Annotated in this window: 21 protein-coding genes, 1 tRNA gene and 1 pseudogene; 6 read left to right on the top strand and 17 right to left on the bottom strand. The window is 61.2% G+C overall.

What is annotated here, in order from left to right; all coding sequences use genetic code 11:
* Positions 1-83: 83 nt before the first annotated feature.
* The 4 genes from acpS to rpoZ all read right to left on the bottom strand — a co-directional run bounded on the left by acpS (position 84) and on the right by rpoZ (position 4,314).
* On the bottom strand, positions 84-503 hold the full coding sequence (acpS, locus tag YH63_RS16320) for a holo-ACP synthase (RefSeq protein ID WP_046826693.1): 420 nt from the start codon (positions 501-503) through the stop codon (positions 84-86).
* A gap of 163 nt (positions 504-666) precedes the next feature.
* Complete coding sequence (locus YH63_RS16315; RefSeq protein ID WP_046826694.1) at positions 667-1,434, bottom strand: pyridoxine 5'-phosphate synthase; 768 nt, start codon at positions 1,432-1,434, stop codon at positions 667-669.
* Between the two features lie 23 nt (positions 1,435-1,457).
* Entirely contained in the window at positions 1,458-3,710 is a 2,253-nt protein-coding gene (locus YH63_RS16310; RefSeq protein WP_052753895.1) for a RelA/SpoT family protein, read from the bottom strand.
* A 211-nt stretch (positions 3,711-3,921) separates the two neighbouring features.
* Positions 3,922-4,314, bottom strand: a complete 393-nt coding sequence (gene rpoZ, locus YH63_RS16305) for a DNA-directed RNA polymerase subunit omega (RefSeq protein WP_006020886.1) — start codon at positions 4,312-4,314, stop codon at positions 3,922-3,924.
* Between the two features lie 345 nt (positions 4,315-4,659).
* Between rpoZ and YH63_RS16300 the strand changes: the two genes are divergently transcribed.
* Together YH63_RS16300 and YH63_RS16295 are read left to right on the top strand one after the other, a co-directional pair.
* Positions 4,660-5,301: an NYN domain-containing protein gene (locus tag YH63_RS16300; RefSeq protein ID WP_019196784.1), complete on the top strand. Its 642-nt coding sequence runs from the start codon at positions 4,660-4,662 to the stop codon at positions 5,299-5,301.
* On the top strand, positions 5,282-5,989 hold the full coding sequence (locus YH63_RS16295) for a uracil-DNA glycosylase (protein WP_046826695.1): 708 nt from the start codon (positions 5,282-5,284) through the stop codon (positions 5,987-5,989). The genes YH63_RS16300 and YH63_RS16295 overlap by 20 nt, the downstream gene beginning before the upstream one ends.
* 143 nt (positions 5,990-6,132) lie before the next feature.
* On the opposite strand, the gene YH63_RS16290 is transcribed toward YH63_RS16295, so the two are convergent.
* The 4 genes from YH63_RS16290 to dapA form a co-directional block, all read right to left on the bottom strand.
* Positions 6,133-6,708: a peroxiredoxin gene (locus tag YH63_RS16290; RefSeq protein WP_046829463.1), complete on the bottom strand. Its 576-nt coding sequence runs from the start codon at positions 6,706-6,708 to the stop codon at positions 6,133-6,135.
* 61 nt (positions 6,709-6,769) lie between these two features.
* Positions 6,770-7,243 (bottom strand): SsrA-binding protein SmpB, encoded by a 474-nt coding sequence (smpB, locus tag YH63_RS16285; RefSeq protein WP_046826696.1) that lies wholly within the window; start codon positions 7,241-7,243, stop codon positions 6,770-6,772.
* Between the two features lie 121 nt (positions 7,244-7,364).
* Positions 7,365-7,778 carry a large conductance mechanosensitive channel protein MscL gene (gene mscL / locus YH63_RS16280; protein ID WP_046826697.1) on the bottom strand — a complete coding sequence of 138 codons (414 nt, stop codon included), beginning with the start codon at positions 7,776-7,778 and terminating at the stop codon, positions 7,365-7,367.
* 25 nt (positions 7,779-7,803) lie between these two features.
* Positions 7,804-8,694 (bottom strand): 4-hydroxy-tetrahydrodipicolinate synthase, encoded by an 891-nt coding sequence (gene dapA, locus YH63_RS16275; protein ID WP_046826698.1) that lies wholly within the window; start codon positions 8,692-8,694, stop codon positions 7,804-7,806.
* A gap of 249 nt (positions 8,695-8,943) precedes the next feature.
* On the opposite strand from dapA, the gene YH63_RS16270 reads away from it, so the two are divergent.
* Both YH63_RS16270 and YH63_RS16265 read left to right on the top strand, forming a co-directional pair.
* The gene (locus YH63_RS16270; protein WP_046826699.1) at positions 8,944-11,145 is read left to right on the top strand and encodes a lytic transglycosylase domain-containing protein; all 2,202 of its coding nucleotides are present in this window, start codon (positions 8,944-8,946) and stop codon (positions 11,143-11,145) included.
* 168 nt (positions 11,146-11,313) lie between these two features.
* The gene (locus YH63_RS16265; protein WP_046826700.1) at positions 11,314-12,207 is read left to right on the top strand and encodes an alpha/beta fold hydrolase; all 894 of its coding nucleotides are present in this window, start codon (positions 11,314-11,316) and stop codon (positions 12,205-12,207) included.
* Positions 12,208-12,446: 239 nt separating this feature from the next.
* On the opposite strand, the gene YH63_RS16260 is transcribed toward YH63_RS16265, so the two are convergent.
* Positions 12,447-13,925 (bottom strand): porin, encoded by a 1,479-nt coding sequence (locus tag YH63_RS16260; protein ID WP_046826701.1) that lies wholly within the window; start codon positions 13,923-13,925, stop codon positions 12,447-12,449.
* A 698-nt stretch (positions 13,926-14,623) separates the two neighbouring features.
* Between YH63_RS16260 and YH63_RS16255 the strand changes: the two genes are divergently transcribed.
* Both YH63_RS16255 and YH63_RS21845 read left to right on the top strand, forming a co-directional pair.
* A tRNA-Ser gene (locus tag YH63_RS16255) sits at positions 14,624-14,715 on the top strand.
* A 91-nt stretch (positions 14,716-14,806) separates the two neighbouring features.
* Positions 14,807-15,048: pseudogene (locus YH63_RS21845) on the top strand (GIY-YIG nuclease family protein).
* 72 nt (positions 15,049-15,120) lie between these two features.
* Here YH63_RS21845 and YH63_RS16245 read toward each other — a convergent pair.
* From YH63_RS16245 to YH63_RS16210, 8 genes are all read right to left on the bottom strand, one after another.
* Positions 15,121-15,387, bottom strand: a complete 267-nt coding sequence (locus YH63_RS16245; RefSeq protein WP_046826702.1) for an SEL1-like repeat protein — start codon at positions 15,385-15,387, stop codon at positions 15,121-15,123.
* A gap of 1,053 nt (positions 15,388-16,440) precedes the next feature.
* Positions 16,441-16,827, bottom strand: coding sequence for a hypothetical protein (locus tag YH63_RS16240; protein ID WP_137325223.1), 387 nt, complete (start codon positions 16,825-16,827; stop codon positions 16,441-16,443).
* 89 nt (positions 16,828-16,916) lie between these two features.
* Positions 16,917-18,401, bottom strand: coding sequence for an Asp-tRNA(Asn)/Glu-tRNA(Gln) amidotransferase subunit GatB (gatB, locus tag YH63_RS16235; RefSeq protein WP_046826704.1), 1,485 nt, complete (start codon positions 18,399-18,401; stop codon positions 16,917-16,919).
* A 58-nt stretch (positions 18,402-18,459) separates the two neighbouring features.
* On the bottom strand, positions 18,460-19,815 hold the full coding sequence (locus tag YH63_RS16230; protein ID WP_433995120.1) for a patatin-like phospholipase family protein: 1,356 nt from the start codon (positions 19,813-19,815) through the stop codon (positions 18,460-18,462).
* 160 nt (positions 19,816-19,975) lie between these two features.
* Positions 19,976-21,454 (bottom strand): Asp-tRNA(Asn)/Glu-tRNA(Gln) amidotransferase subunit GatA, encoded by a 1,479-nt coding sequence (gatA, locus tag YH63_RS16225; protein WP_046826706.1) that lies wholly within the window; start codon positions 21,452-21,454, stop codon positions 19,976-19,978.
* On the bottom strand, positions 21,455-21,643 hold the full coding sequence (locus tag YH63_RS16220) for a hypothetical protein (protein WP_046826707.1): 189 nt from the start codon (positions 21,641-21,643) through the stop codon (positions 21,455-21,457).
* 16 nt (positions 21,644-21,659) lie between these two features.
* Positions 21,660-21,947 carry an Asp-tRNA(Asn)/Glu-tRNA(Gln) amidotransferase subunit GatC gene (gene gatC, locus YH63_RS16215; RefSeq protein WP_046826708.1) on the bottom strand — a complete coding sequence of 96 codons (288 nt, stop codon included), beginning with the start codon at positions 21,945-21,947 and terminating at the stop codon, positions 21,660-21,662.
* A gap of 144 nt (positions 21,948-22,091) precedes the next feature.
* Positions 22,092-23,168, bottom strand: coding sequence for an NAD(P)H-dependent flavin oxidoreductase (locus YH63_RS16210; RefSeq protein WP_137325222.1), 1,077 nt, complete (start codon positions 23,166-23,168; stop codon positions 22,092-22,094).
* Positions 23,169-23,375: the final 207 nt, after the last annotated feature.

Raw genomic sequence — 23,375 nt, 5'->3', positions numbered from 1 at the left:
GGGCTCATGAAAACTTGCTAATTGTCTGACAGTTCAGTGAATTTTAGATTTTCGGGCCATTCGGAACCGGGTTTTAGCGCCGATCAGGCTTTCGCCGCCGGAACGGCCGAAATGATGACGAACGCCTGGGCCAACGGCCAGTCATCGGTAATGGTGAGGTCAATCCGCGCCTCATGGCCCGGCGGGATCAGGGATTCCAGCCGCGCCAGCGCGCCGCCGGTCAGCTTCATGGTCGGGCGGCCGCCCGGCATGTTGACCACCCCCATGTCCCGCCACCACACCCCGCGCCGGATGCCGGTGCCGAGCGCCTTGGAACATGCTTCCTTGGCGGCGAATCGCTTGGCGTAGGTCGCCCAGACCATCTTGGGCATCTTCGAACGGCGCTCGGCCTTGGCCCGCTCCGCCTCGGTGAAAATGCGAGCGATAAACCGGTCGCCGTGACGCCCGATCACCTTTTCGATCCGTGTGATGTCGATGATGTCCGACCCGATGCCGATGATCATGGCCTAGTGTCCTGAATTCGAAGTTCGCCTCATTTTGCCGCACCTTCCTTAGCGAACTTCGGATTCGAAAGGACACTAGAAAACATGATTCGAGTGTGGCTTTGGTTCGCAAGTCCGCGTCGAAGCATGCGACAATGACAGCGCAAACTTGCGAACCGCCACACTAGCGATGACCCCGAAGCGATTTCCGGCCACGGTCCATCGCCGCGCGCATGTCGCGAATGGTCTGGGCCAGACCGACGAACATCGCCTCGCCCATCATGAAATGTCCGATGTTGAGTTCGACAATCTGCGGCAGCGCCGAGATGGTCTCCGCCGTCACGTAATCGAGACCGTGTCCGGCATGAACTTCAAGCCCGGCGGACTGCGCAAGCTTGGCGCCGGCGACAATGCGCTGCCATTCAGCCTCGGCCTTTTGCTTTTGTCCCTCGACCACCGCGTCGCACCACGCGCCGACGTGAATTTCAATCACCGGCGATTTCAGTTTTGCCGCCATCTCGATCTGGGCCGGATCGGCGGCGATGAACAGCGAGATGCGGATTCCGGCGTCACCCAGGCGCGCAATAAATGGACCGAGCGCGTCGCGTTGCCCAACGACATCCAGCCCGCCCTCGGTGGTGACCTCAGTGCGCCGCTCCGGCACGAGGCAGACCGCATGCGGCTTGGTCGCGAGCGCGATTTGCAGCATCTCGGCGGTTGCGGCCATCTCGAAGTTCAGCGGCTTGGAGATTTCGGCTTTCAGCCGCGCCATGTCGTCGTCGCGAATATGACGGCGGTCTTCGCGCAGATGCGCGGTGATGCCGTCGGCGCCCGCTTCGATGGCCAGCAGCGCGGCACGCACCGGGTCCGGTGCACGACCTCCACGCGCGTTGCGCAAGGTCGCAACATGATCGACATTGACCCCGAGACGCAGCGGCGGAATAGCTGGCATGGACAATCCAGAGTGCGGTGAAGTTAGCCGTTGATGCGATCGACGCTGGCGACGACCGCCTTGGCGCGAAGCTGAGCGATGATACCGTTCAAATGCTTCAGGTCATAGACCTCAAGATCGATGGTGAGTTCTGTGAAATCCGGTGATCGGCGGCTCATGCTGATGTTGTCGATATTGCCGTCATGCTCGGCGATCACCGACGCCACCTGGGCGAGGCTGCCCGGTTCGTTCACGTTCTGCACATGCAGGCGCGCCGGAAAACGCCGCGGCGCGGCTTCGTCGGTGTCCCAGCGGACATCGAGCCAGCGTTCGGGTTCCTCCTCGAAATCCTTCAGCGCCGGGGACTGGATCGGATAGATCGTGATCCCCTCGCCCGGCGTGACGATGCCGACGATACGGTCGCCCGGTACGGCCCCGCCGTTCGGCGCGAACTTCACCGGCAGATCGCTGTTGATGCCGCGGATCGGGATCGCGCTCGACGCCTTGGCGTCGCCCACAGGCTTCGGCTTTGCAGCGCCGCTCTTTTTGCCGCTGAGCCGCGCTTCTTCCTTGTAGTCCGGGTACATCGCACGCGCGACGTCCGATGCCTTCATCTCGCCGCGCCCGACTGCCGCCATGACGTCATCAATGGAGGAGCGCGCCAGCCGCGGCAACGCACCCTTCAGCTTGTCGTCGGCATAGACGATCTTCGCGCGCATGAACAAACGCTCGACGATGCGCCGCCCAAGCCCCGCATACTGATCGCGAACGGCCGTGCGGGTAGCACGGCGGATCGCGGCGCGTGCCTTGCCGGTGACAGCAAGGGATTCCCACGCTGTCGGCGGTGCCGATTGCGCCTGCGAAGTCAAAACCTCGACCTCGTCGCCGTTCTGCAGTTCGGATGACAGCGGCGCGAACTTGCCATTGATCTTACAGCCGACCGCGCTGTTACCGACGTCGGTATGCACCGCATAGGCGAAGTCGATCACGTTGGCATGACGCGGCAGCGCGATCAGCTTGCCCTTCGGCGTGAAGCAGAACACCTGATCATGGAACAGCTCCATCTTGGTGTGTTCGAGGAATTCCTCCGGATTGGCGCTCTCCGAAAGCACTTCAACTGTATGCCGCAGCCACGCGAACGCGTTGGATTCGCGCTCGAGCCGCTCGGTGGGCGAGCCGACGCCGTCCTTGTAGAAGGCATGCGCGGCGATGCCGTATTCGTTGACGCGATCCATTTCCTCGGTGCGGATCTGCAGTTCGACACGCTGCTTGCCGGGGCCGATCACAGTGGTGTGGATCGAGCGGTAATCGTTCTGCTTCGGCGTCGAGATGTAGTCCTTGAAGCGCCCCGGCACCACCGGCCATGTCGTATGCACGATGCCGACGGTCCGATAGACCTCCGCAATGCTGTTGACGACGATGCGAAATCCGAAAATGTCGGACAACTGCTCGAAGCCGACGGATTTGCGCTCCATTTTCACCCAGATCGAGAATGGCTGCTTCCGCCGACCTCTCACGTGCGCGTTGACGCCGTTCTTGGTGAGCTTGGCGGACAGTTGCGCTTCGATCTCACCGATCATGTTGCGGTCGCGTGCTTCAAGCGCATCCAGCCGCTGCACAACCACGGCATGCGCATCGGGATCGATCACCTTGAACGACAGATCCTCGAGTTCTTCGCGCATCTCCTGCATACCCATGCGGCCCGCAAGCGGCGCATAAATATCGAGCGTCTCTTCCGCGATCCGGTGACGCGAGGCCGGCGGCACGAATTCCAGCGTCCGCATGTTGTGCAGTCGGTCGGCGAGCTTGACGAGCAGAACGCGCACGTCGTCGGCGATCGCAAGCAGCAGCTTGCGCAGGTTCTCGGCCTGCTTGGCTTCGCGTGACACCAGTTCTAGCCGCTTCAGCTTGGTCAGCCCCTCCACCAGCGCCCCGATCTCCTGACCAAACATCTGGTCGATCTCGGAGCGGGTCGATTCGGTGTCCTCGATGGTGTCGTGAAGCAGCGCAGCGACAATGGTCGCGTCATCCAGCTTCAGGTCGGTGAGGATCGCCGCAACCTCGAGCGGGTGGGAAAAATACGGGTCGCCAGAGGCGCGCTTCTGCTCCCCGTGGGCCATCATGGCGTAGACGTAGGCCCTGTTGAGCAAGTCCTCGTCGGTGTTCGGATTGTAGGCCCGGACCCGGTCTACCAGGTCGTATTGGCGCATCATTTTGGTCCGGACCGGCTTCTTGGCCGGTGCCGCTGCCGGGGACACAGACGGAACCGCCGCGACCGCTTCGGTCGCCGCCTGCATTTGGGGCTGGTTTTGCCGCCCGATCGCCATCCGCTTGCTCGCCTCGACTGCCGATTCCGAAAAAGGAACCGTCATTCACAATATCGCCGGTTCGTCGATAATCGCAAGGAAGACGCTAAAAATGTCAATAAATGCAAAGGCCCGGACGATCCGCCCGGGCCTTTGAGAAAAACGGCGCTCGAGCGCCGGAAAGTCAGTCCGAAAGACGGGCTTACTCGTCTTCCTCAGGCTGCTCCTCGGGCGGAGCAAGGCCTTCCAGGCCCTTCAGAAGCTCTTCTTCCGTCATGCGCTCGACGGCAACTTCGGTGTCGTCGGCGTCCACGGAGGCGCCTGCGGAACCGATCAGAGGCACCGTATCGGGTTCCGGCTCATCGACTTCGACGAATTTCTGCAGGGAATGAACGAGTTCCTCGCGCAAATCCTCTGGAGAAATGGTCGTATCAGCAATTTCGCGTAGCGAAACGACCGGATTCTTGTCATTATCGCGGTCGATGGTCAGGGGCGACCCTGAAGAAATCATCCGCGCACGGTGCGCGGCCAGCAGTACGAGGTCGAAACGGTTGTCGACCTTATCGATACAATCTTCAACAGTGACGCGCGCCATCGGCTGTCGCTCCGGGTCTGGGTCAGAAAATATGTCGCTATGCGCGCTAGGTATAGCGACCCGGGCCTTTCCGCAAGCATCAATTTCGAAAAGGCACGTAAAATGGCCGTTTCGAATGACCCCTTTGAAAGCATGGCTGAGGGTCAATTAGTCCCATGGACAAGAATTCGCTTCATTGCTTCATCAGAAATGTTCCGCGGTGCGACGCCACCAACCGCCGACAATATTTCTGACCTTTATCTTCTCTAAACCTTCTGGCGAATAACAACTGAAATTGAATGGGAATGCGCGGTGATGGATACGCGCCAAGAATATATACGATAACAACGATGCGAGAAAAAACTGATGCCTTCCGCCACGAACAAGATCGCGCTGTTTATTGACGGTGCAAACCTATACGCAACAGCGAAGACGCTTGGTTTCGACATAGATTATAAAAGGCTGCTTCTTGAATTTCAGAGTCGTGGCACTCTGGTCCGAGCTTTCTACTACACCGCCATCATCGAGGATCAGGAGTACTCGTCGATCAGGCCGCTGATCGATTGGCTCGATTACAACGGCTATACCGTCGTGACCAAGGCGACGAAGGAATTCATCGACGCGTCCGGACGCCGCAAGGTGAAGGGCAACATGGACATCGAACTCGCTGTCGACGCCATGGAGCTGGCCGAGAACATCGACCAGATGGTGCTGTTCTCGGGTGACGGCGATTTCCGCTCGCTGGTCGAGGCCGTACAGCGCCGCGGCGTTCGCGTCACGGTGGTTTCCACCATCTCGAGCCAGCCGCCGATGATCGCTGACGAATTGCGCCGCCAGGCGGATGTCTTTACGGATCTGGTCCAGCTACAATCCAAGCTGGGCCGCGATCCGAGCGAGCGCCCTGCTCCTCGCGAACCCCGCGAACCTCGTCAGCACACGCCGCAATTCCTGCAGCGAACGACGACCAGCTCAATGGCGCCAAGGGGCGATGACGAATTCGACGATTGAGCAGAAAACCAAGGAGAGCCGGCGCAGCAGTGCCGGCCCTTCCTCTTCTGTTTCAGGGCAGTCGAACGAACCACGTCCGGATTGCCCTCTCTGCCCCCGCCTGAAAGATTATCGCGACGCCAATCGCGCGCAACATCCGCATTGGTTCAACTCACCCGTTCCCTCGTTCGGGCCGGCCGACGCGCAGCTTCTGATCGTTGGCCTCGCGCCGGGTCTTCAGGGCGCCAACCGCACGGGGCGGCCCTTCACCGGCGATTTTGCCGGCGATCTTCTCTACGGGACGCTCATCGAACTCGGCTTTGCGCGAGGGTCATACGAGGCGCGGCCCGACGATGGCCTGACGCTGGTTGATTGTCGCATCGGCAACGCGGTGCGCTGCGTTCCGCCACAGAACAAACCCCTGCCCGCTGAAATCAGGACCTGCCGCCCGTTCATGAAAGCCGCGATCGACGAGATGCCGCGCCTGCGCGCGATCGTCATGCTGGGCCGCGTGGCGCACGATTCAACGCTGAAGACGCTCGGCATCCGCGCGCCCGATGCGCCGTTCGCCCATGGCGCGGAGCATCAGGCAGGATCGATCCGACTGTTCGATAGCTATCACTGCTCGCGCTACAACACGAATACCCGCCGCCTGACGCCCGAGATGTTCAGGGCGGTGTTCACCGGCGTACGGAAACATCTCGGCTAAGTTCGTTCGCAACAAGCGATGGCTTCGTCATCCTGAGGTGCGCGCTCTTTCTTGCGCGCCTCGAAGGATGACCGCGTGCAATCTCATCCTTCGAGGCTCGCCGAAGACGGCTCGCACCTCAGGATGACGGGAATCCAATTGCGTTAAACCGGGTTGGCCTGCAGCCAGGCCAGCACGTCGCCTGCGTTCCGGTCCGGCGGAAACACCGGATAGAATATGTGGGTGATCGTCGCATCATCGATAATCAACGCCAGCCGCTTGATCAGCGTCAATCCCGCAACATCCATCGACGGCAGCCGGAGTGCCCGCGTTAACGCAAGATCGCCGTCCGACAGAACCTGAAACGGCACATGCAGCCGCTCAACCATGTCTCGCTGATAGGCGGTGTCCTGCGTCGAAATCCCGAACACATGCTGCGCGCCTGCATCCTTTAGATCCTTGAACAGATCGCGGAAGGAACAGGTCTGCGGCGTACAGCCCCGTGCGCCGGGGATCATGTCCCAGTCATCGACAAGCCCGATCTTGCCGGGCTCTCCCGTGCGCGGATAGGCGAACAGCACCACCCGGCCCGGCAGCGACGCGAGCTTGACCGATGACCCATCGGTCGCCGGCAGCACGACAGGCGGCATTTCCATGCCGACCAGATGCTTCGCCGCGCCGTCATCGATCGGCGCCGGGATCTTGCTCCAGTCCACGTCCATCAGGTTCGGCTGGTTCATCGCGCTATCCTTCATATTCTAGAGGATGACGTTGTCCGAAAACCGCTTCGCACTTTCGGCGTCAACCTCTCGCCCTCAGCAGACGGCCCTTCTCGCGCGCCCAGTCCCGCTTCTTCTCGGTATCGCGCTTGTCGTGCAGCTTCTTGCCCTTCGCCAGAGCCAGTTGAAGCTTCACCTTGCCGCGCTCGTTGAAATACATCTTGAGCGGAATGAGCGTCATCCCCTCGCGCTCGATCGCGCCGATCAGCTTGTTGATCTGCTTCTTGTGCAGCAGCAGCTTGCGGTCCCGCTTCGGCTCATGATTGAAGCGGTTGGCTTGCAGGTATTCAGGAATATTGGCGTTAACGAGCCATATTTCCCCATCCTTGGAGTCCGCGTAGGACTCGGCAATCGTTGTCTTGCCGCTGCGTGACGACTTGACCTCGGTGCCGGTCAGCACGATGCCTGCCTCGACGGTATCCTCGATGGCATAGTTGAACCGCGCCTTGCGGTTCTCGGCGATGACCTTGATCGTGGGTTCTTTCTTCTCGGCCATCAGGTGCCTCGGTGCGTATCCACGCGAAAAATACGGCTCGCGTGAATACGCAATCCTTCAGTACGACCTGACGGCGCGGGAAGACTTGCGCCGTCAGAATGCCTAGCTGGTATATAGTGATTTACTTCGACTTCAGAAGATCGCGGATTTCAGTGAGCAATTGCTGGTCCTTGCTCATGGCCGCAGGTTCGGGAGCCGCTTCCTGCTTCGCCTTCAAACGGTTCATCAGGCGGATCACAAGGAACAGCACGAACGCCACGATCAGGAAATTCAGCGTCAGGGTGAGGAAGTTGCCCCATGCCAGCACCGCGCCCTGCTTCTTGGCATCGACGAGGTTGGTGGCCGTGACCGACTTGGAAAGGCCGGTGAAGTAGTTCGAGAAATCCAGTCCGCCGGTGATCGCGCCGATGATCGGCATGATGAGGTCGCCGACCATCGAGGTGACGATCCCCCCGAACGCCGCGCCGATGATGACGCCGACCGCGAGGTCGACGACGTTGCCCTTCAAGGCAAATTTCTTGAACTCCTCAAGCATCGGCAATTCCCTTTCTGCTACGTCGTCAGTTGAGCAACCCGGCATACACCATCGCGTCGCGAATGACCTTGCCGGTCGGCGGTGTCACCGGCATCAGCGGCAGGCGCACCTCCTCCTGCAGACGGCCCAGCAGCTTGAGGCCATGCTTGGCGCCAGCAAGGCCCGGCTCCTTGAAGATGGCGTCGTGCAACGGGGTCAGCCGATCCTGAATCTTGAGCGCGGCCGCATAGTCGCCCTTCATCACGGCGGACATCAGTTCCGCGCACGGCTTCGGCGCCACGTTGGCGACGACCGAAATGCAGCCGTGCCCGCCCGCCGCCATATAGGCGAGCGCGGTCATGTCCTCGCCCGAGAGTTGGATGAAGTCCGGCCCCATCGCATGGCGCTGCTGCGAAACGCGGGCGAGATTGGCAGTGGCATCCTTCACGCCGGCGATATTCTTCAACTCGAACAGCCGCGTCATCGTCTCGACGGAGAGATCGACCACCGAGCGCGGCGGGATATTGTAGATGATGATCGGAATCCCGATCGCATCGTTCACCGCCTTGAAGTGATGATACATCCCTTCCTGCGTGGGCTTGTTGTAGTAGGGAGTCACCACAAGCACGGCATCAGCGCCCGCCTTCTCGGCGTGCTTCGCCAGAGCGACAGCTTCGCGCGTGGAATTTGAGCCCGCACCGGCGATGACCGGAACACGGCCCTTCGCCTCCTCGACGCACCACTCGGTGACCTTGTTGTGCTCTTCATGGCTGAGCGTCGGGCTTTCGCCGGTGGTGCCGACCGGAACGAGGCCGTGCGAGCCCTGCTCGATCTGCCAATTCACGAGGTCACGCAGACCGGCCTCGTCCAGCGCTCCGTTTTTGAACGGCGTCACCAAGGCGGTAAGGGACCCCCTGAAATTCGTCTTGGTTGCCATTGTCAGTCTCCGAACGCATCGCATGCTGCGATTTTATGATTGATTGATACCGAGTCCCGAAGCGCGATGAAAGTCCCGGGCACTCCCATACCGCGCCCCGACCGCCTGGATGACCCTGCGTTGGCCGCGATTTTGCCGCGGTGTTGCGGCATTGTGCCTGTTCTAACACATTTGATGTTTTGTCCACATATTCAATGCACTACACCTTGGGTGAAGGCTCTTGATGATTCGCCGCACAGGCCGCCCGTGATGCCATTTGCACCTTCATCCGCGGGGCTCCCCCGTTTGGCGCGCTGGACCGCTGTTCTCCTCGGCGCAGGCGGTTTTGCGCTGATTTCATATGCAGCGTCCGCAGTTCCTTTACCGAAGCCGCGTCCGGTGTCTCGCAATGTGACGCCGCAAACCACACCGGCGAAGCCCGCCCAACCACCAGCCCCATCGGCCGCGAAAGCTGACCCAGCCGCGCCTGCGCCCAAAACTCTGGCCGCGCGCCCTGCACCGCCCCGAAAGCCTGCCGTGCCTCTGGCGATGTCCACGTCATCGTCCACCTCGAAGGCCGACATGGAAACGCTCGAGCAGATCATCGAGCTGGTGCGCAAGCGGAAGCCGGCCGATGCCACGCAGCTTCAGGCCTCGATCTCGGATCCCGTTGCGCGCAAGCTCTCCGAGTGGATGATCCTGCGCAGCGACGACAACAACGCGTCGTCCGACCGCTACAAGGCCTTCATCACCGAGAACCCGACCTGGCCAAGCGTGACATTCCTGCGGCGGCGCGGCGAAGCAGCCTTGTGGGATGACAAGCGCGACGATGCCGCTGTCCTGGCGTTTCTCGGCGGCGAACAGCCGATCTCCGGCAAAGGACGATTTATGCTGGCGCGCGCCCTGCTGGCGCGCGGCGACCGGCCCGGCGCGGAACGGCTCGTACGCGCTGCGTGGCGCGGCGATTCCTTCTCGTCCGACACCGAGGAAACAGCGTTCGACAGGTTTGGCACGCTGCTGACATCCGGCGACATCAAGGTCCGGATGGATATGCTGCTGTACAGCGGCGATAACGCCGAGTCCGCATTACGCTCCGCCAAGCGACTCGGAAGCGGTCATGTCGCGCTCGCAAAGGCCCGCACCGCGCTTAACAAGAAGGCCTCGAACGCGAAGGCCCTGCTGGATGCCGTCCCGAACGATCTCCACAACGATCCGCTGTATCTTTTCAGCAAGGCACAATGGCTGCGGCGCGAAGACAAATTCCTGGAAGCCGCGCGTGCCATGCAGGCCGCGCCGCGCGATCCGGCCCGGCTGGTCAATGCGGACGAATGGTGGATCGAACGGCGGCTGCTGGCGCGCAAACTGCTCGACACCAATGAGCCGCGCATCGCCTATGCTGTCGCGCGCGATGCGTCGCTGCCGGCACGCGACATCTACAAGACCGAACAGGAATTCACCGCCGGCTGGATTGCGCTGCGATTCCTGAACGATCCCAACCTCGCGGCCCAGCATTTCGCGCGGATCGGTGTCGGCAGCGTTAATCCGACCGCGCTGGCCCGCGCCGGTTACTGGCAGGGCCGTGCCGCGGAAGCCGCGGGGCGGTCGCAAGAGGCGCGCGCCGCGTATGAATCAGCTGCGGCGCAGTCGACCAGCTATTACGGCCAGCTCGCCCGGGCGAAACTGGGCTTGCCGCAAATCGCGCTGAACGGCGTGCCCGGCCGCTCGCGCGGCGGCGAGCGGCTGGAGGTCGTCCGCGCCGTCGAGCTTCTCTACGCGCTGGATGAGCGCGAGATCGCGATCCCGATTCTCGCCGACATGGGCGAACGCGCCGACATGGACGGCCTGCTTGCGCTGTGCGAGCTGACTCAGCGTCACGACGATGCACGGGGCATGCTGATGGTCGGCAAGGCCGCGCTGAATCGCGGCATGCCGTTCGACCACTACGCTTATCCAGTGAGCGGCATTCCGCCCTACAAGGACTTTGGCCCCGCGGTCGAGAAGGCAATCGTCTTCGCCATTGCACGACAGGAAAGCGCGTTCCATCCGACAATCGTGTCCCCTGCCAATGCCTACGGCCTCATGCAGGTCACGGCCGGCGCCGGCAAATACGTCGCCAAGAAATACGGCACGACGTTCGATCTCAACAAGCTGAAGACCGACCCGTCCTACAACGCCGCATTCGGCGCCGCCGAACTCGGCGGGTTGATCGACGATTATCGCGGCTCCTACATCATGACCTTCGCAGGCTACAACGCCGGGCGCGGCAGCGTACGCAAATGGATCGAGCGGTACGGCGACCCGCGCGATCCCAAGGTCGACGCGGTTGATTGGGTCGAGAAAATCCCGTTCTCCGAAACCCGCAACTACGTCCAACGCATCATGGAAAACGTGCAGGTGTACCGCTCGCGGTTCGGCGGCGGCAGCAAGCTGCTGATCGAGGCCGATTTGCGCCGCGGCGCGGGTGTGGAATAGGCTGGCGCGGCGTCACCACTTGCTCAGCCGTCATGCCCGGCCTCGTGCCGGGCATCCACGTCTTCCTTGCTAGAGATGAGTTAAGACGTGGATGGCCGGGACAAGCCCGGCCATGACGAAATCTCGAATTCTTGGCAACAAGCCTCGTTGGCTAGCGCCGGAGACAACATGCCCCAATCATTCCGCGACGTGTACTGCCAGTCTGCCGACGGGCTGAAGCTCCATGCCAAGGTTATCGATCCGGACACCAGCACCGCATTGCCGGTGCTTTGCCTGCCCGGCCTGACGCGAACCACTGACGATTTCGACGACATCGCACGCGCCATTGCCACCAGTCCGGCTGCGCCCCGCAAGGTGGTGGCGGTGGATTATCGCGGCCGTGGCCTGTCGGACTACGATCCGGACCCCGCCAAATACGCGGTCCCCGTCGAACTTGGCGACGTGCTGACGATCGCGGCGTCGCTTGGGATCACCCGCGCGATTCTGCTCGGCACCTCACGCGGCGGCCTGATCTCGATGGCGCTGGCGGCGGCGCAGCCGCAACTGCTGGCCGGCGTTATCCTGAACGACATCGGGCCGGCGCTGGAGATCGGCGGCCTGATGAAGATCAAGGGCTACATCGCCAATCCGCCTCCGAGGCAAACCTGGGATGAGGCGGCGCGCGGCCTGAAGGAACTGTTCGGTAGCGTGTTTCCGTCGCTGAGCGACGCCGAATGGATGGCGTGGGCGCGCCGCGCGTTCCGGGAAAAGGCCGGCGGCGGACTGGAGCGGACCTACGACCTGAAACTCGCGCATACGCTTGACGGGCTCGATCCGGCCAATCCGCTGCCGCAGGTCTGGGAACTGTTCGACAAACTCGCGGGCGTTCCGCTGATGCTGATCCATGGCGGCCTGTCCGACCTGCTCTCGCTTCAGGGCGTTCAGGACATGATCGCGCGACGACCGGACATCGAGCTCGTGACAGTCGCAGATCAGGGTCACGCGCCGCTGCTGGCGGACAAACCCACGATGGACCGCATCGTCGCGTTCTGCGCGCGGTGTGATGGGGCGACAGCGTCCTAAAACCTGCCATCGGCCCAGATCCTTTTGTCGTCCCCGCGAAAGCGGGGACCCATACTCCCTGCGCAAACAACCTCAGCACGTTGCCCAATAACCTTCGGTGGTTATGGATCCCGCTTTCGCGGGGACGACGCGGTATGCTTGGCGGGCGCCCGCAATGACGCAAGACAAAGAAAAACCCCCGGCAGTTTCCTGCCGGAGGTCTTTTAGTTCAGGTCGTAATCGCCGTTAGGCGGTTACTATTACCAGGTGCGGCGAACGCGGAGGTTGCCGGACCAGATGCCCTGATCCTTGAAGTCGTAGGTGCCAGGAGGCTTGAAACCAACTGGGTTGGCAGCAACCGTTACGAAGCCCACGTCCTTCTGGTCGAGCTGGGTGTACAGCACTTCGCCCGAGAAGGTCAGGTTGCGAACCGGGGTCCAGGCGGTACGCGTACCAACCTGCCAGATGTTGAAGTCTGGGTTGCAGCCGGCTGCGAAACCACCGCCGAAAACAGCACCCGCATTCGCGAGCTTCTGGTTGCAGAGCGCAGTGGTAGCGGTTCCACCGTAGTTGACCGCAGTGTAGCTACCGAACACGCCGGTTTCCCAATTCGGGGTCCAGTTGTGAACGTAAGCGCCGCGGATGCCCCAACCAGTGGTCTTCTGAATGCTGCTGTTCGTCGTGAACACACCATCCGAAAGCGCCAGGGCAGCGAAGTTGTTGTAGAAGCCACCGCTGCCACCGGAGAAGTGGTCGAAGCTGTTGCCGGTCACGCCGCTGATGAGATACTTCAGCGCGCCGTCAACGTAGGTGGCATCCAACGACAGCTTGTCGCCAGGGCCGGTCGGCAGGTTCTTCAACTGAAGGCCGCCAGCGATCGCGAAGCCCCATTCATCCTGCGGAGCGCCAGTGGTTTCGTTCGCGCCGTAGTAGGTACCATGAATGTTGTGCACGCCACCCGACAGCTGAGCGGTGAATGCAGCCTGATCGACACGGATGTTGCCGACGAAGTCAGGCGAACGGTTTCCGCCATAGCTGTTGGCATAAACGCCGGTGAAGAGGTTGGCGTTGGTACCGGCCGGGCTCGCATTGATCAACACAGAACGGTTGATGGTGCGGTTGTCTTCGATGCCGACCTGAGCCGACACGCCGTTGCCGAACTGCCACGTGTAGGCGATCTGGTTGATGCCAGTCGCGTTGTCGTAGCCGCCGAGCGTGAACGAGGTGTTCTGGTTGGCGCCGTAAGCACCCCATGGGGTCTGGAAGCCAGAGACCGCCTTACCGAGGGTGAAGCCGGCGAACTGGATGAAGCCATAGTCCATCGTCAGGTTGCCCGACGACGGGCCGAAGCCGGTCGAATGTTCGAAGTTGCTCGACCAGAAGGTGCGGACAACGCCGTATTCGGTGGCAGTGCGGGTGTCGATGTTCAGCTGAACGCGAGCGCGGGTGGTGAAGTAGTTCGAGTCACGGCTTTCCGTGCCGTTCGCACCGGTTCCGGCTTCATCCCATGCTGGCTTGTTGTAGTTGCCGGCGTTGATGTTCCAGTCAGCCTGGACGTAGCCGCCCAGCTTGATGCAGGTGTCGGTGCCGGGGATGTAGTAGAAACCGGCTCCGTAAAGGGAGCAGATCTTCACGTACTGAACGGCTTTCGCCTTGACGGGAAGATCGGCTGCCTGTGCTCCAGCGGACGCTGCGATAACCGCAGCCGATCCGAGGATAAGGCTCTTAATGGTGCTCATAAAACCTCCAAGTTTTGCTCTCTAGGGAAGGTCCCGGGCCGGTGGTGTAAGTCACACCACGTGGTTGGTTCCCTTAATCCCCGCTAACCGCCCGGTCGCCTCGCGCTTTCGGACACTCCCGCTGAACGCGAGCGACTTAAGCGAAACTCCCAAACGGGACGACCTCGGGATGCCCCCCTCCGTCGCTTCGATGACCATTGCCCAACAGTCGTGAACACACAACAAAAGACCGCCTTGAAACGGTGCGGTTCCGGCCGTTTTTAAGGAGGTGTTGCACAAATGGCACGCAGCCTGTTGCTGGCATCCCACACAAGCTGTTGAAACTATTTAGTTTTTGCAACCACCCCAGAATGTTCCATGAGATGGTCATTATGGCAGCGCACACGGCATCAGGTGCGATGCGGCTGTGAATTGCGCGAATCGAAGCACCTGAAAAACGGCCTTCGATGCCCTGTGTCTCGGTGCTCAATCCTGGTGAAACCGTCGCCCGAACAAGCTTTTGTTCCCGCTTTGGAACGTCACAGTGGCCGCTCTTCTCACCAATTACGGCGCAACCGCGACGGGACACGCCTGCCGAGTGCGATGGTCGCGACATTATAAAGGCAGGAGAACGATCCGAAGGAGAGAGGCAAACACAGGCTTTATAAAAGTCATCAGCGACTTGCGGCGCGTCATCGTGTGAGGCATATCGAGCCTGTGGAGACGTGGCCGAGCGGCTGAAGGCACTCGTTTGCTAAATGAGCATACCTTGAAAAGGGTATCGAGGGTTCGAATCCCTCCGTCTCCGCCATCCTGCTTCGCGCTACGCGCTTCGCAGGATTGGCATCCGGCGGGACGAAGCAGGATGCCCTCCGAAGCCTCGGCGAAGGAGGGCCGATTCCGTGTGGTATGTCTATTTGCTGGAGAGCGATATCGCCGAGGATCAGCGCTATGTCGGCGTAACCTCAGATTGAAACGGCGCATCGCCGAACACAATGCTGGAAAATCCACGCATACGTCGAAGTTCATGCCTTGGCGGATCGTGACCTACGTGGCTTTCTCAGACGAGGCCAAGGCAACTTCATTTGAGCGTTATCTCAGATCCGGCTCGGGGCACGCCTTTGCTAACAAGCGTCTATGGTAGGGATCACATCACGCAGACGTGGCGCTTACTTTCGCGAAGTCAGTGCGCTCAGCAGGTCATAACCGGTCCGCCTCAGTGCATCGCCATCCACGCCCGCGCTTCACGCTGAGCGGTCGCGATTTCGACATCGGACATCAGCCCGGCGACTTCCCGGCGCAGTGAGATGGCATCCACCCTGCCCTTGAGCGCGGCCAGGTTGAACCACTTGTGGGCGGCAACGAGATCGATCAGGCCGTTTCGCCCGCTCGAATAGATCATGCCGAGGTCGAACAGGATATCCCCGTTCGCCGCCTCCTCGACCGGCAGCGCAGTGCCGGTATCGATCGTTCCCTGAAACATCCTGGCTCTCCGATTTCCCGCCGCGGCGAGCGCGGCTCCTGTCGATATTCTGCTTGATGCGACTGTTGCTTTTGTTGGCGCGTATTCCGCAAAACCGGTTTGCCAATTCTGCGGAATACGCGTTCGCCGTTTGCCGGCTTGTTGGGATCATATGACCCGTAAAATTTGAATGGCAGTTTAAGCATCGCGATGAATCGAACGTGAACGCAGCGCTCGCGCGCCGCGCGTCGAATCGCAAAGATCCTCTGTTTTCAGGCATTTCTCGGCAATCGTGACAATCGATTCACCTTCGTCTTTGGCGAAGCGATAACCATTGCGCGCGGACAAGAGTCAGCGTGACGCGCATGGTCGCGCTGGCTGAGTGCAGGATGCGGACCGAGGCGGTCGCCGGTGTTCACAGCCGGGACTCTTTATCGACGAGACACACGCCGGATGCGGACATTGCCGCGCGGACAACGTCACGTCGGAGAGTCGGAGATTATTTTCTGGTCTTGGAGAGATCGCCGCCGGATGCACTTGAGAAAGGCGTGGACAGTGCGGCTCAAAAAAACGAGGGCGTCGGTGAACACGTCAGGACTGAGATTCCACCGGAGCATCTGCCGAAGCAAAGCGTCCGGGAAACTGCAGGGTCATCCCCCACAACGAACGAAGAGCTCTTGAACTCTTCTGCCTGACCGGCCCCTTGCGGGAATGATGGTCAGACCGTCTCGCCTGATGTCTCGCCGACACCCTCTTTCGTCGACTGGAGCCGCCGGTTCAAACTCGTTCTTGCGAACAGATCAGCCTGGCGGCTCTTGTGACGATGCCGGCATCATGTGCCGGCAATTCCATAAGGCGTAGCCTTACTTCTTCTTCTTGGCGACCTTGCGGGTCTTCTTGGCAGTCTTCTTCACTGCCGACTTCGCCTTCTTCGCCTTCTTCGCTTTCTTGGCCATGTTGCCCTCCTAAGTTCGTGAGATGGCTTAATCGCTGTGTGCACTCGGGAATCGAAATGCACTTCATCTGGATTACACCAACGCACTCAAAAAAACAGTGTCCCGCTTAAGGAAGTGTTTACGCACAAGGCGCAGCGCGCGCTGCAAACACGAAACGGAAGCGTTGCAACGCCTCTGCGTGACACTGCATCGCGCGTACGAAACGCCTGAGCGACGCAACATCACGCATCAAAGAAACGCCTGTGCCGCAGTGGTTTCTTTCATCGCGATACAACGCGCATCGCAACGCCTTTAAAACCGCGGATAACTCCGCGATTGGAAAAAAGTGCGCTTCGCGGACTCTGAGTCGCAAATTTTGGCAACAAAAATATTTTCTGGAAAATTTGCTTTTGGCGCGATCAGCGCTCGCGCCGGAGAACTTTTCCGGACGCTTTTGCGAATCTGATTCGCAAATCGATTCCACGTCGCGAGAGGTTTTCGTCGTCGGCGCGGCGATGCCGCGCACTCATCGTCGCATCGAAAACCCAAAACGAGATGACCGGAGAACGCGCGCAAGCTCGCAGCGCGCGCCCGGCATCATCGCGTTAACGATGTTCAGATGCCGAGCTTGGCCTTGAGCAGGTCGTTCACGGCCTGCGGGTTCACCTTGCCGCCGGACGATTTCATCACCTGGCCGACGAACCAGCCCATGAGCTGCGGCTTGGCGCGCGCCTGCTCCGCCTTGTCCGGATTGGCGGCGATGATGTCATCGACCAGCTTCTCGATGGCGCCGAGATCGGTGACCTGCTTCATGCCGAGGCTCTCGACCAGTGCGCGCGGATCGCCGCCCTTGGTCCAGACGATCTCGAACAGGTCCTTGGCGATCTTTCCGGAGATGGTTCCTTCTCCGATCAGGCCGATAATCGCGGCCATCTGCTCCGCCGAGACCGGCGAGGCAGAAATATCCTGCCCCTCTTTGTTGAGGCGGCCGAACAGTTCGTTGATGACCCAGTTGGCCGCCAGCTTGCCGTCGCGCGCCTTGTCCGCGAGCTTGCCCAGCACCGCCTCATAGAAGTCCGCGCTTTCGCGCTCGGCGACCAGCACGCTGGCGTCGTAAGGCGTCAGGCCGAAGTCGGCCATGAAGCGCTCGCGCTTCTCGTCTGGCAGTTCGGGAAGTTTCGCTTTCAGCGCGTCGACATAGGCCGCGGTGAACTCCAGCGGCAGCAGGTCGGGATCCGGGAAATAGCGATAGTCGTGCGCTTCTTCCTTGGAGCGCATCGAGCGGGTTTCGCCCTTGTTCGGATCGTAAAGCCTGGTCTCCTGGTCGATGGTACCGCCATCTTCCAGAATGCCGATCTGGCGGCGCGCCTCGTAGTCGATCGCCTGCCCCATGAAGCGGATCGAATTGACGTTCTTGATCTCGCAGCGGGTGCCGAACGGATCGCCGGGCTTGCGGACGGAGACGTTGAGGTCGGCGCGCAGATTGCCCTTCTCCATGTCGCCGTCGCACGTGCCGAGGTAACGCAGAATGCTCCGCACCTTCGCGACGTAGGCCTGCGCCTCTTCCGACGACCGCATGTCCGGCTTGGAGACGATTTCCATTAGCGCCACGCCGGAGCGGTTGAGGTCTACGAACGACATAGTCGGATGCTGGTCGTGCAGCGATTTGCCGGCGTCCTGCTCCAGATGAAGCCGCTCGATGCCCACCGTGATGCTTTGGCCGTCGCGCAGTTCGATAACGACCTCGCCCTCTCCCACGATCGGCGACTTGTACTGGCTGATCTGGTAGCCCTGCGGCAGGTCCGGATAGAAATAGTTCTTCCGGTCGAAGGTCGACTTCAGGTTGATCTGCGCTTTCAGGCCGAGGCCGGTGCGGATCGCCTGCGCCACGCACTCCTCATTGATGACGGGCAGCATGCCGGGCATCGCCGCGTCCACCAGCGAGACGTGATCGTTCGGCGCGCCGCCGAACTCGGTGGAAGCGCCCGAGAACAATTTGGAGTTCGAAGTCACCTGGGCATGGATTTCCAGCCCGATGACCATTTCCCAATCGCCAGTGGCGCCTTTGATGAGCTTTGAAGGTTTGACAGGTGCGTTCATGGGGCGGCTTTTACCTTGATGGGACGGGCTAGAAAACCCCTCGCCTGTGCAGATCAGGCTACAAACCCGCTGCAAAACTGCGGAACGTCGGACTTGCCCGCAGCGCATCGCCACCGGCGGCAATGACGCTGTCCACCTGTTCGGGCGGAAGCTGGAAGCGCGTCGGGATTCGTTCAAGGTCTGCCGCGCGCGCCTGGTCGAGCTGATCGAAGCCGATCCGCCCGACATAGAATTTCAGATCGCGGCAATTCCAGCCCGGGCCTACTCCGTACTTCGCGCGATCCGCGGCCGACAGTCCACAGCGCCATCTGATCAGCGAGCCCTGCCAGTCCATCATCGTCGCGTTGAACGCGGTGAAACTGCCGGCGACGCTGGCATCGATGGCAGTGTCAGCCGCGGCCTTCACAAGATCAGCGCCGCTCGGGCCTTCAATGGTGTTGATCCAGTTGCCGGACAAACCCGTCTTGGCGTCGACCACCAGAATGAGAGCACGCCGCAGCTTCACCGCCTGCCGCGGGCTGAGCGGTCCATACGGCGTATCCGACGACAGCCGTGCGATGGTCATGCCGGCCAGACCATAGTTGTCGACCAGGCCGCCATCGAGCAGCTTGATGTAAGGCATAGAGCCGTCGTGATAGCGGCTGATCGCCTTGGCGAACGAGTTGAGCATCGGAGGCGCGTTGGAATTGTCCCGTGCACGCACGATCCACGACGGCAGCCGATCGTTGCACTTTCCGGGGAAAGTCTGGATCACGACCGGCGCGAACGCCACGGGGACCGCCGCCGAAGCCGCAACCGCGTTCGCCAGCGGATACTCGGACAGGTTGCTGCACATGGCGCCGAAGGCCACCGAACCGAACACGAACGGCGTCCTGTTATAAATGTCGGAAGCATTAATCCAGACCTGCGGCCGGGTCGTGAGGCCCAGATCGCGAAACGTTGCCCCCTGAAACAGATTGGCATCGAGCCAGCGCGGAAATCCCGTGGAGTCGTTGATGCCGCCGGCAACGGCGCGAGAGAGAGTAGCCAGAGTGAGATTTGTCTGCAGTCCCTCCTCCGCATTGCGCAACAGGAACCGCTCGCGAAAATCGGCAAGAGCAGCCCGCTTCCGCAAGCCATAATAGGCCGCCGTAACCGAACCGCCGGACACACCGGAGATGAACTCGACCCGATCGATCATCGATCCCCGCGCGCCACGGACCGGAATGCGCTCCATCTCCTGCAGCACGCCAAAGGAAAACGCGGCGGCGCGGGTTCCGCCGCCTGAAAAGGACAGTCCAACGACCGTGTCCTCATGGCTCGTCGTCTCGCCGAAGCCGATATTTCCTCTGTCAGTGAGGTTGTCGGATCCAGGTAGATTGACTGGAGCATTCTGAATCGACGCGCAGCCGAGCAATACGCCCGACACAAACATCACACACGCGAGAGGCCGCACCCAACGCATAAATCACCGATCCCACCGGCCGTTATCGCCCCCGGCGGTTAATGAAGACATACCGCCGCCCATCAGGCATTCGGCCACCAAAACGGTGAATGCAAGGCAGCACCGCATACTGCGGTACCCCAACGAAGCGTCACGCCCACCATTTCTTTGCGGTGAAATGCCCCGCCGACTGTTCGATCACCTCGCCGAGCGAGAACAGCGTCTCCTCGTCGAACGGACGGCCGATCAATTGCAGGCCGAGCGGCAGCCCCTGCCCGTCCTTGCCCGCAGGCACGGCGATGCCGGGCAGTCCGGCCATGTTCACGGTCACCGTGAAGATGTCGTTGAGATACATCTCGATCGGATCGGCCTGCCCCTTCTCGCCAATGCCGAACGCAGCGGATGGCGTCGCAGGGGTCAGGATGGCCTGAACGCCCTGGGCGAACACATCCTCGAAGTCCTTCTTGATCAGCGTGCGGACCTTCTGCGCGCGCAGATAATAGGCGTCGTAGTAACCGGCCGAGAGCACGTAGGTACCGATCATGATGCGACGGCGAACCTCTGGACCGAAACCCGCAGCGCGGGTGTTCTCGTACATCTCGGCGATGTTCTTGCCGTTGACGCGCGCGCCGTAACGCACGCCGTCATAGCGCGCGAGATTGGATGACGCTTCCGCTGGCGCGACGACATAGTAAGCCGGTAGCGCGTACTTGGTGTACGGCAGCGAGACCTCGACAAGCTCGGCACCAGCAGCCTTCAGCCAGTCGGCGCCCTGCGCCCAGAGCTTGTCGATTTCGCCGGACATGCCGTCGAGACGGTATTCCTTCGGAATACCGATCTTCATGCCCTTCACCGACTTGCCGATGGCGGACTCATAGTCCGGCACGGGACGATCGACTGACGTGGTGTCCTTCGGATCGTGACCGGCCATCGAGCGCATCAGGATCGCGGTGTCGCGCACCGTGCGTGCGAATGGTCCGGCCTGATCGAGCGACGAGGCAAACGCCACGATGCCCCAGCGCGAGCAGCGGCCGTAGGTCGGCTTGATGCCAACGATGCCGGTGAACGCGGCGGGCTGACGGATCGAGCCGCCGGTGTCGGTGCCGGTTGCACCGAGGCACAAGTTCGCAGCCACCGCCGATGCCGAGCCGCCCGACGAGCCGCCGGGAACGAGATTGATATCTGAGCCGTCGCGCCGCCACGGATTGACCACCGGACCGAACGCCGAGGTCTCGTTGGACGATCCCATCGCGAACTCGTCGCAGTTGAGCTTGCCGAGCATCACCGCGCCGTCGCGCCAGAGCTGCGAAGTCACGGTGGACTCATAAGGAGGAATGAAGTTGCCGAGAATCTTCGAGCATGCGGTCGCGCGCACATCCGTGGTCGCAAACAGGTCCTTCACCCCGAGAGGAATACCGGCAAGCGGACCCGCATCACCCTTGGCGATGGTCGCATCTGCTGCACGCGCCTGCGTGCGCGCCTGCTCCGGCGTCTCCAGCACATAGGCATTGAGCACGCGCGCCTTTTCCATCGCGGCCAGATGCGCGTCGGTCAGTTCAAGCGCAGTGAAGGATTTCTGCGTCAGCCCCTCGCGGGCATCGGCGAGCGTCAGGGAAGTCAGATCAGTCATTCATTCTTCAATCGGGTCGCAGTGAAAGGGAGATTTGTTCTTTTTGGCTTGCGATGCCTCGGCTTCGAGCATGTCGATCACCGCGTCGATGGCCTTGTCGGGATCGACATTCTTTCCCTGCCGCTCCATCTCGTCGAGATAGGTCATGTAGGCCGCGTAAGCCTTCTCGTCGCTGCACAACAGGCACATGGCATCCGCCTCGGGGTTATTCGACGACTTTGGGCACCAGGAAGAAGTGATCTTCGGTCGCGGGCGCGTTGGCGAGAACCTTGGCGGGGATCTCACCGTCGCTGACGACGTCCGCGCGCTTCTTCATCTCCATCGGAGTCACGGAAGTCATCGGCTCGACGCCGTCGATGTCCACCTCGGTCAACTGCTCGACGAAGGCCAGCATCGCGTTCAGTTCGCCCTGCAGATGCGAGACTTCGTCTTCCTTGACGGCGATGCGCGCAAGGTGCGCGATCCGGCGGACGGTGGCGGCATCGACTGACATATTCTAACGACTCCGGACGCTATTCAGCCGCCCTCATAGAACATTCGGCGGGGATCGCCAACGCCAAATAAGTCGCGGGCATATCGCCGTCGCCTAGATTAGCTTAGTTATTTCAATTAATTACGTCATGCATGCGCGGCACCCTTATCCCGACAGGCCGCGCAGACGATCGAGCGCTTCGGCGGCCAGCGCGCGGGTCAGGTCGGCCGCACCGATCTGACGCCCGAGCGCCACCGACTGACCGGCCCAGAGATTGGTGAAATCCACCCGCCCCAGTTTCTCCGCCGCTCCCTTCAGCGGCGCGAACGCTGTCGCCGCATGGGGAAACGCCGGCGCATCGGGTGACACCGGCCCGACTTCCCGCATCACGCGATTCATGACGCCCCGTGCGGGGCGCCCGGTCATGACGTTGGTAATGACGGTGGCATCGTCCGCCGCTGCCGCCAATGCCGCCTGTCCCAAGGCGCTGACCTTGGATTCGGGTGTCCGCAGATAGGCCGTGCCGATCTGCACCCCCGCCGCACCCAACGCGAACGCCGCAGCGATGCCTCGCCCGTCCGCGATTCCGCCAGCCGCGATGACCGGCACCTTCACCGCGTCCACCACCTGCGGCACCAGCGACATCGTACCCGGCTGCGAAGCAATGTTCTGGGTCAGGAACATCCCGCGATGACCGCCGGCCTCGGCGCCCTGCGCGATGATGGCATCGGCGCCGTTCTGCTCGAGCCAGACCGCTTCCTTGACGATGGTCGCGGAGCCGATGACGATAGACCCCGCCGCCTTGACGCGCTTCAGCAGCGCCTTATCCGGCAGGCCGAAATGAAAGCTCACGACCTCGGGCTTCAGTTCTTCGACCAGTTCGCACATCTGCGCATCGAACGGCGCGCGATTGGCCGCCTGAACAGTCATGCCGGGGTCGAGCCCCAGTTCCTTGTAGTAAGCCTCAAGGCGCTTGCGCCATCCGGCTTCCCGGGCCGCATCGGCATCGACCGGTGTGTGACAGAAGAAATTCATGTTGAGCGGCGCACTGATGCGCTGGCGGAAAATATTGACCTGCTCGCGCGCCTTCTCGGCCGAGATCATTGCGCAGGGCAAGGATCCAAGCGCCCCGCCCTCCGCTGCGCCGATCATGACATCGACGTCCTGAACGCCGGCCATCGGTGCCTGAACAATCGGAACATCGATTTTGAAAAGATCGAGAAGTCTGCGGTCAGGCCACATGGTTATCTCTTCATATTGGGATGGTGCCGGCATCGTTGCCAGCCAGCCGTCAACCTAGCACATCGGCCGACAAACTGACTGCGGCCCTGAAACGCATAACTGACCAGCATTGCCGTGACGACGAACAATCAGAATAACATCGTCCCGTCCATCGCCCGCACGTTATTCCCGCTTTGCAACGTTTGTATCCTGCGTGATAAGCGGAGC

It is taken from the genome of Afipia massiliensis (assembly GCF_001006325.2).
GTDB classification, from domain to species: Bacteria; Pseudomonadota; Alphaproteobacteria; order Rhizobiales; family Xanthobacteraceae; genus Afipia; species Afipia massiliensis_A.
This window is presented reverse-complemented; position numbering and strand designations above follow the sequence as displayed.

Excerpts from the sequence above, each read along its gene's own strand:
- dapA (WP_046826698.1), bottom strand. The coding sequence starts at position 8,694 with ATGGCAACCAAGACGAATTTCAGGGGGTCCCTTACCGCCTTGGTGACG.
- YH63_RS16220 (WP_046826707.1), bottom strand. The coding sequence starts at position 21,643 with ATGTGCCTGTTGTGCAGCGACGAGAAGGCTTACGCGGCCTACATGACC.
- gatB (WP_046826704.1), bottom strand. The coding sequence starts at position 18,401 with ATGAACGCACCTGTCAAACCTTCAAAGCTCATCAAAGGCGCCACTGGC.
- gatA (WP_046826706.1), bottom strand. The coding sequence starts at position 21,454 with ATGACTGATCTGACTTCCCTGACGCTCGCCGATGCCCGCGAGGGGCTG.
- YH63_RS16210 (WP_137325222.1), bottom strand. The coding sequence starts at position 23,168 with ATGTGGCCTGACCGCAGACTTCTCGATCTTTTCAAAATCGATGTTCCG.
- YH63_RS16310 (WP_052753895.1), bottom strand. The coding sequence starts at position 3,710 with ATGCAGGCGGCGACCGAAGCGGTCGCGGCGGTTCCGTCTGTGTCCCCG.
- YH63_RS16265 (WP_046826700.1), top strand. The coding sequence starts at position 11,314 with ATGCCCCAATCATTCCGCGACGTGTACTGCCAGTCTGCCGACGGGCTG.
- YH63_RS16270 (WP_046826699.1), top strand. The coding sequence starts at position 8,944 with ATGCCATTTGCACCTTCATCCGCGGGGCTCCCCCGTTTGGCGCGCTGG.
- acpS (WP_046826693.1), bottom strand. The coding sequence starts at position 503 with ATGATCATCGGCATCGGGTCGGACATCATCGACATCACACGGATCGAA.
- YH63_RS16260 (WP_046826701.1), bottom strand. The coding sequence starts at position 13,925 with ATGAGCACCATTAAGAGCCTTATCCTCGGATCGGCTGCGGTTATCGCA.
- YH63_RS16290 (WP_046829463.1), bottom strand. The coding sequence starts at position 6,708 with ATGAACCAGCCGAACCTGATGGACGTGGACTGGAGCAAGATCCCGGCG.
- YH63_RS16230 (WP_433995120.1), bottom strand. The coding sequence starts at position 19,815 with ATGTTTGTGTCGGGCGTATTGCTCGGCTGCGCGTCGATTCAGAATGCT.
- YH63_RS16300 (WP_019196784.1), top strand. The coding sequence starts at position 4,660 with ATGCCTTCCGCCACGAACAAGATCGCGCTGTTTATTGACGGTGCAAAC.
- smpB (WP_046826696.1), bottom strand. The coding sequence starts at position 7,243 with ATGGCCGAGAAGAAAGAACCCACGATCAAGGTCATCGCCGAGAACCGC.
- rpoZ (WP_006020886.1), bottom strand. The coding sequence starts at position 4,314 with ATGGCGCGCGTCACTGTTGAAGATTGTATCGATAAGGTCGACAACCGT.
- gatC (WP_046826708.1), bottom strand. The coding sequence starts at position 21,947 with ATGTCAGTCGATGCCGCCACCGTCCGCCGGATCGCGCACCTTGCGCGC.
- YH63_RS16295 (WP_046826695.1), top strand. The coding sequence starts at position 5,282 with ATGACGAATTCGACGATTGAGCAGAAAACCAAGGAGAGCCGGCGCAGC.
- mscL (WP_046826697.1), bottom strand. The coding sequence starts at position 7,778 with ATGCTTGAGGAGTTCAAGAAATTTGCCTTGAAGGGCAACGTCGTCGAC.
- YH63_RS16315 (WP_046826694.1), bottom strand. The coding sequence starts at position 1,434 with ATGCCAGCTATTCCGCCGCTGCGTCTCGGGGTCAATGTCGATCATGTT.
- YH63_RS16245 (WP_046826702.1), bottom strand. The coding sequence starts at position 15,387 with ATGTTTCAGGGAACGATCGATACCGGCACTGCGCTGCCGGTCGAGGAG.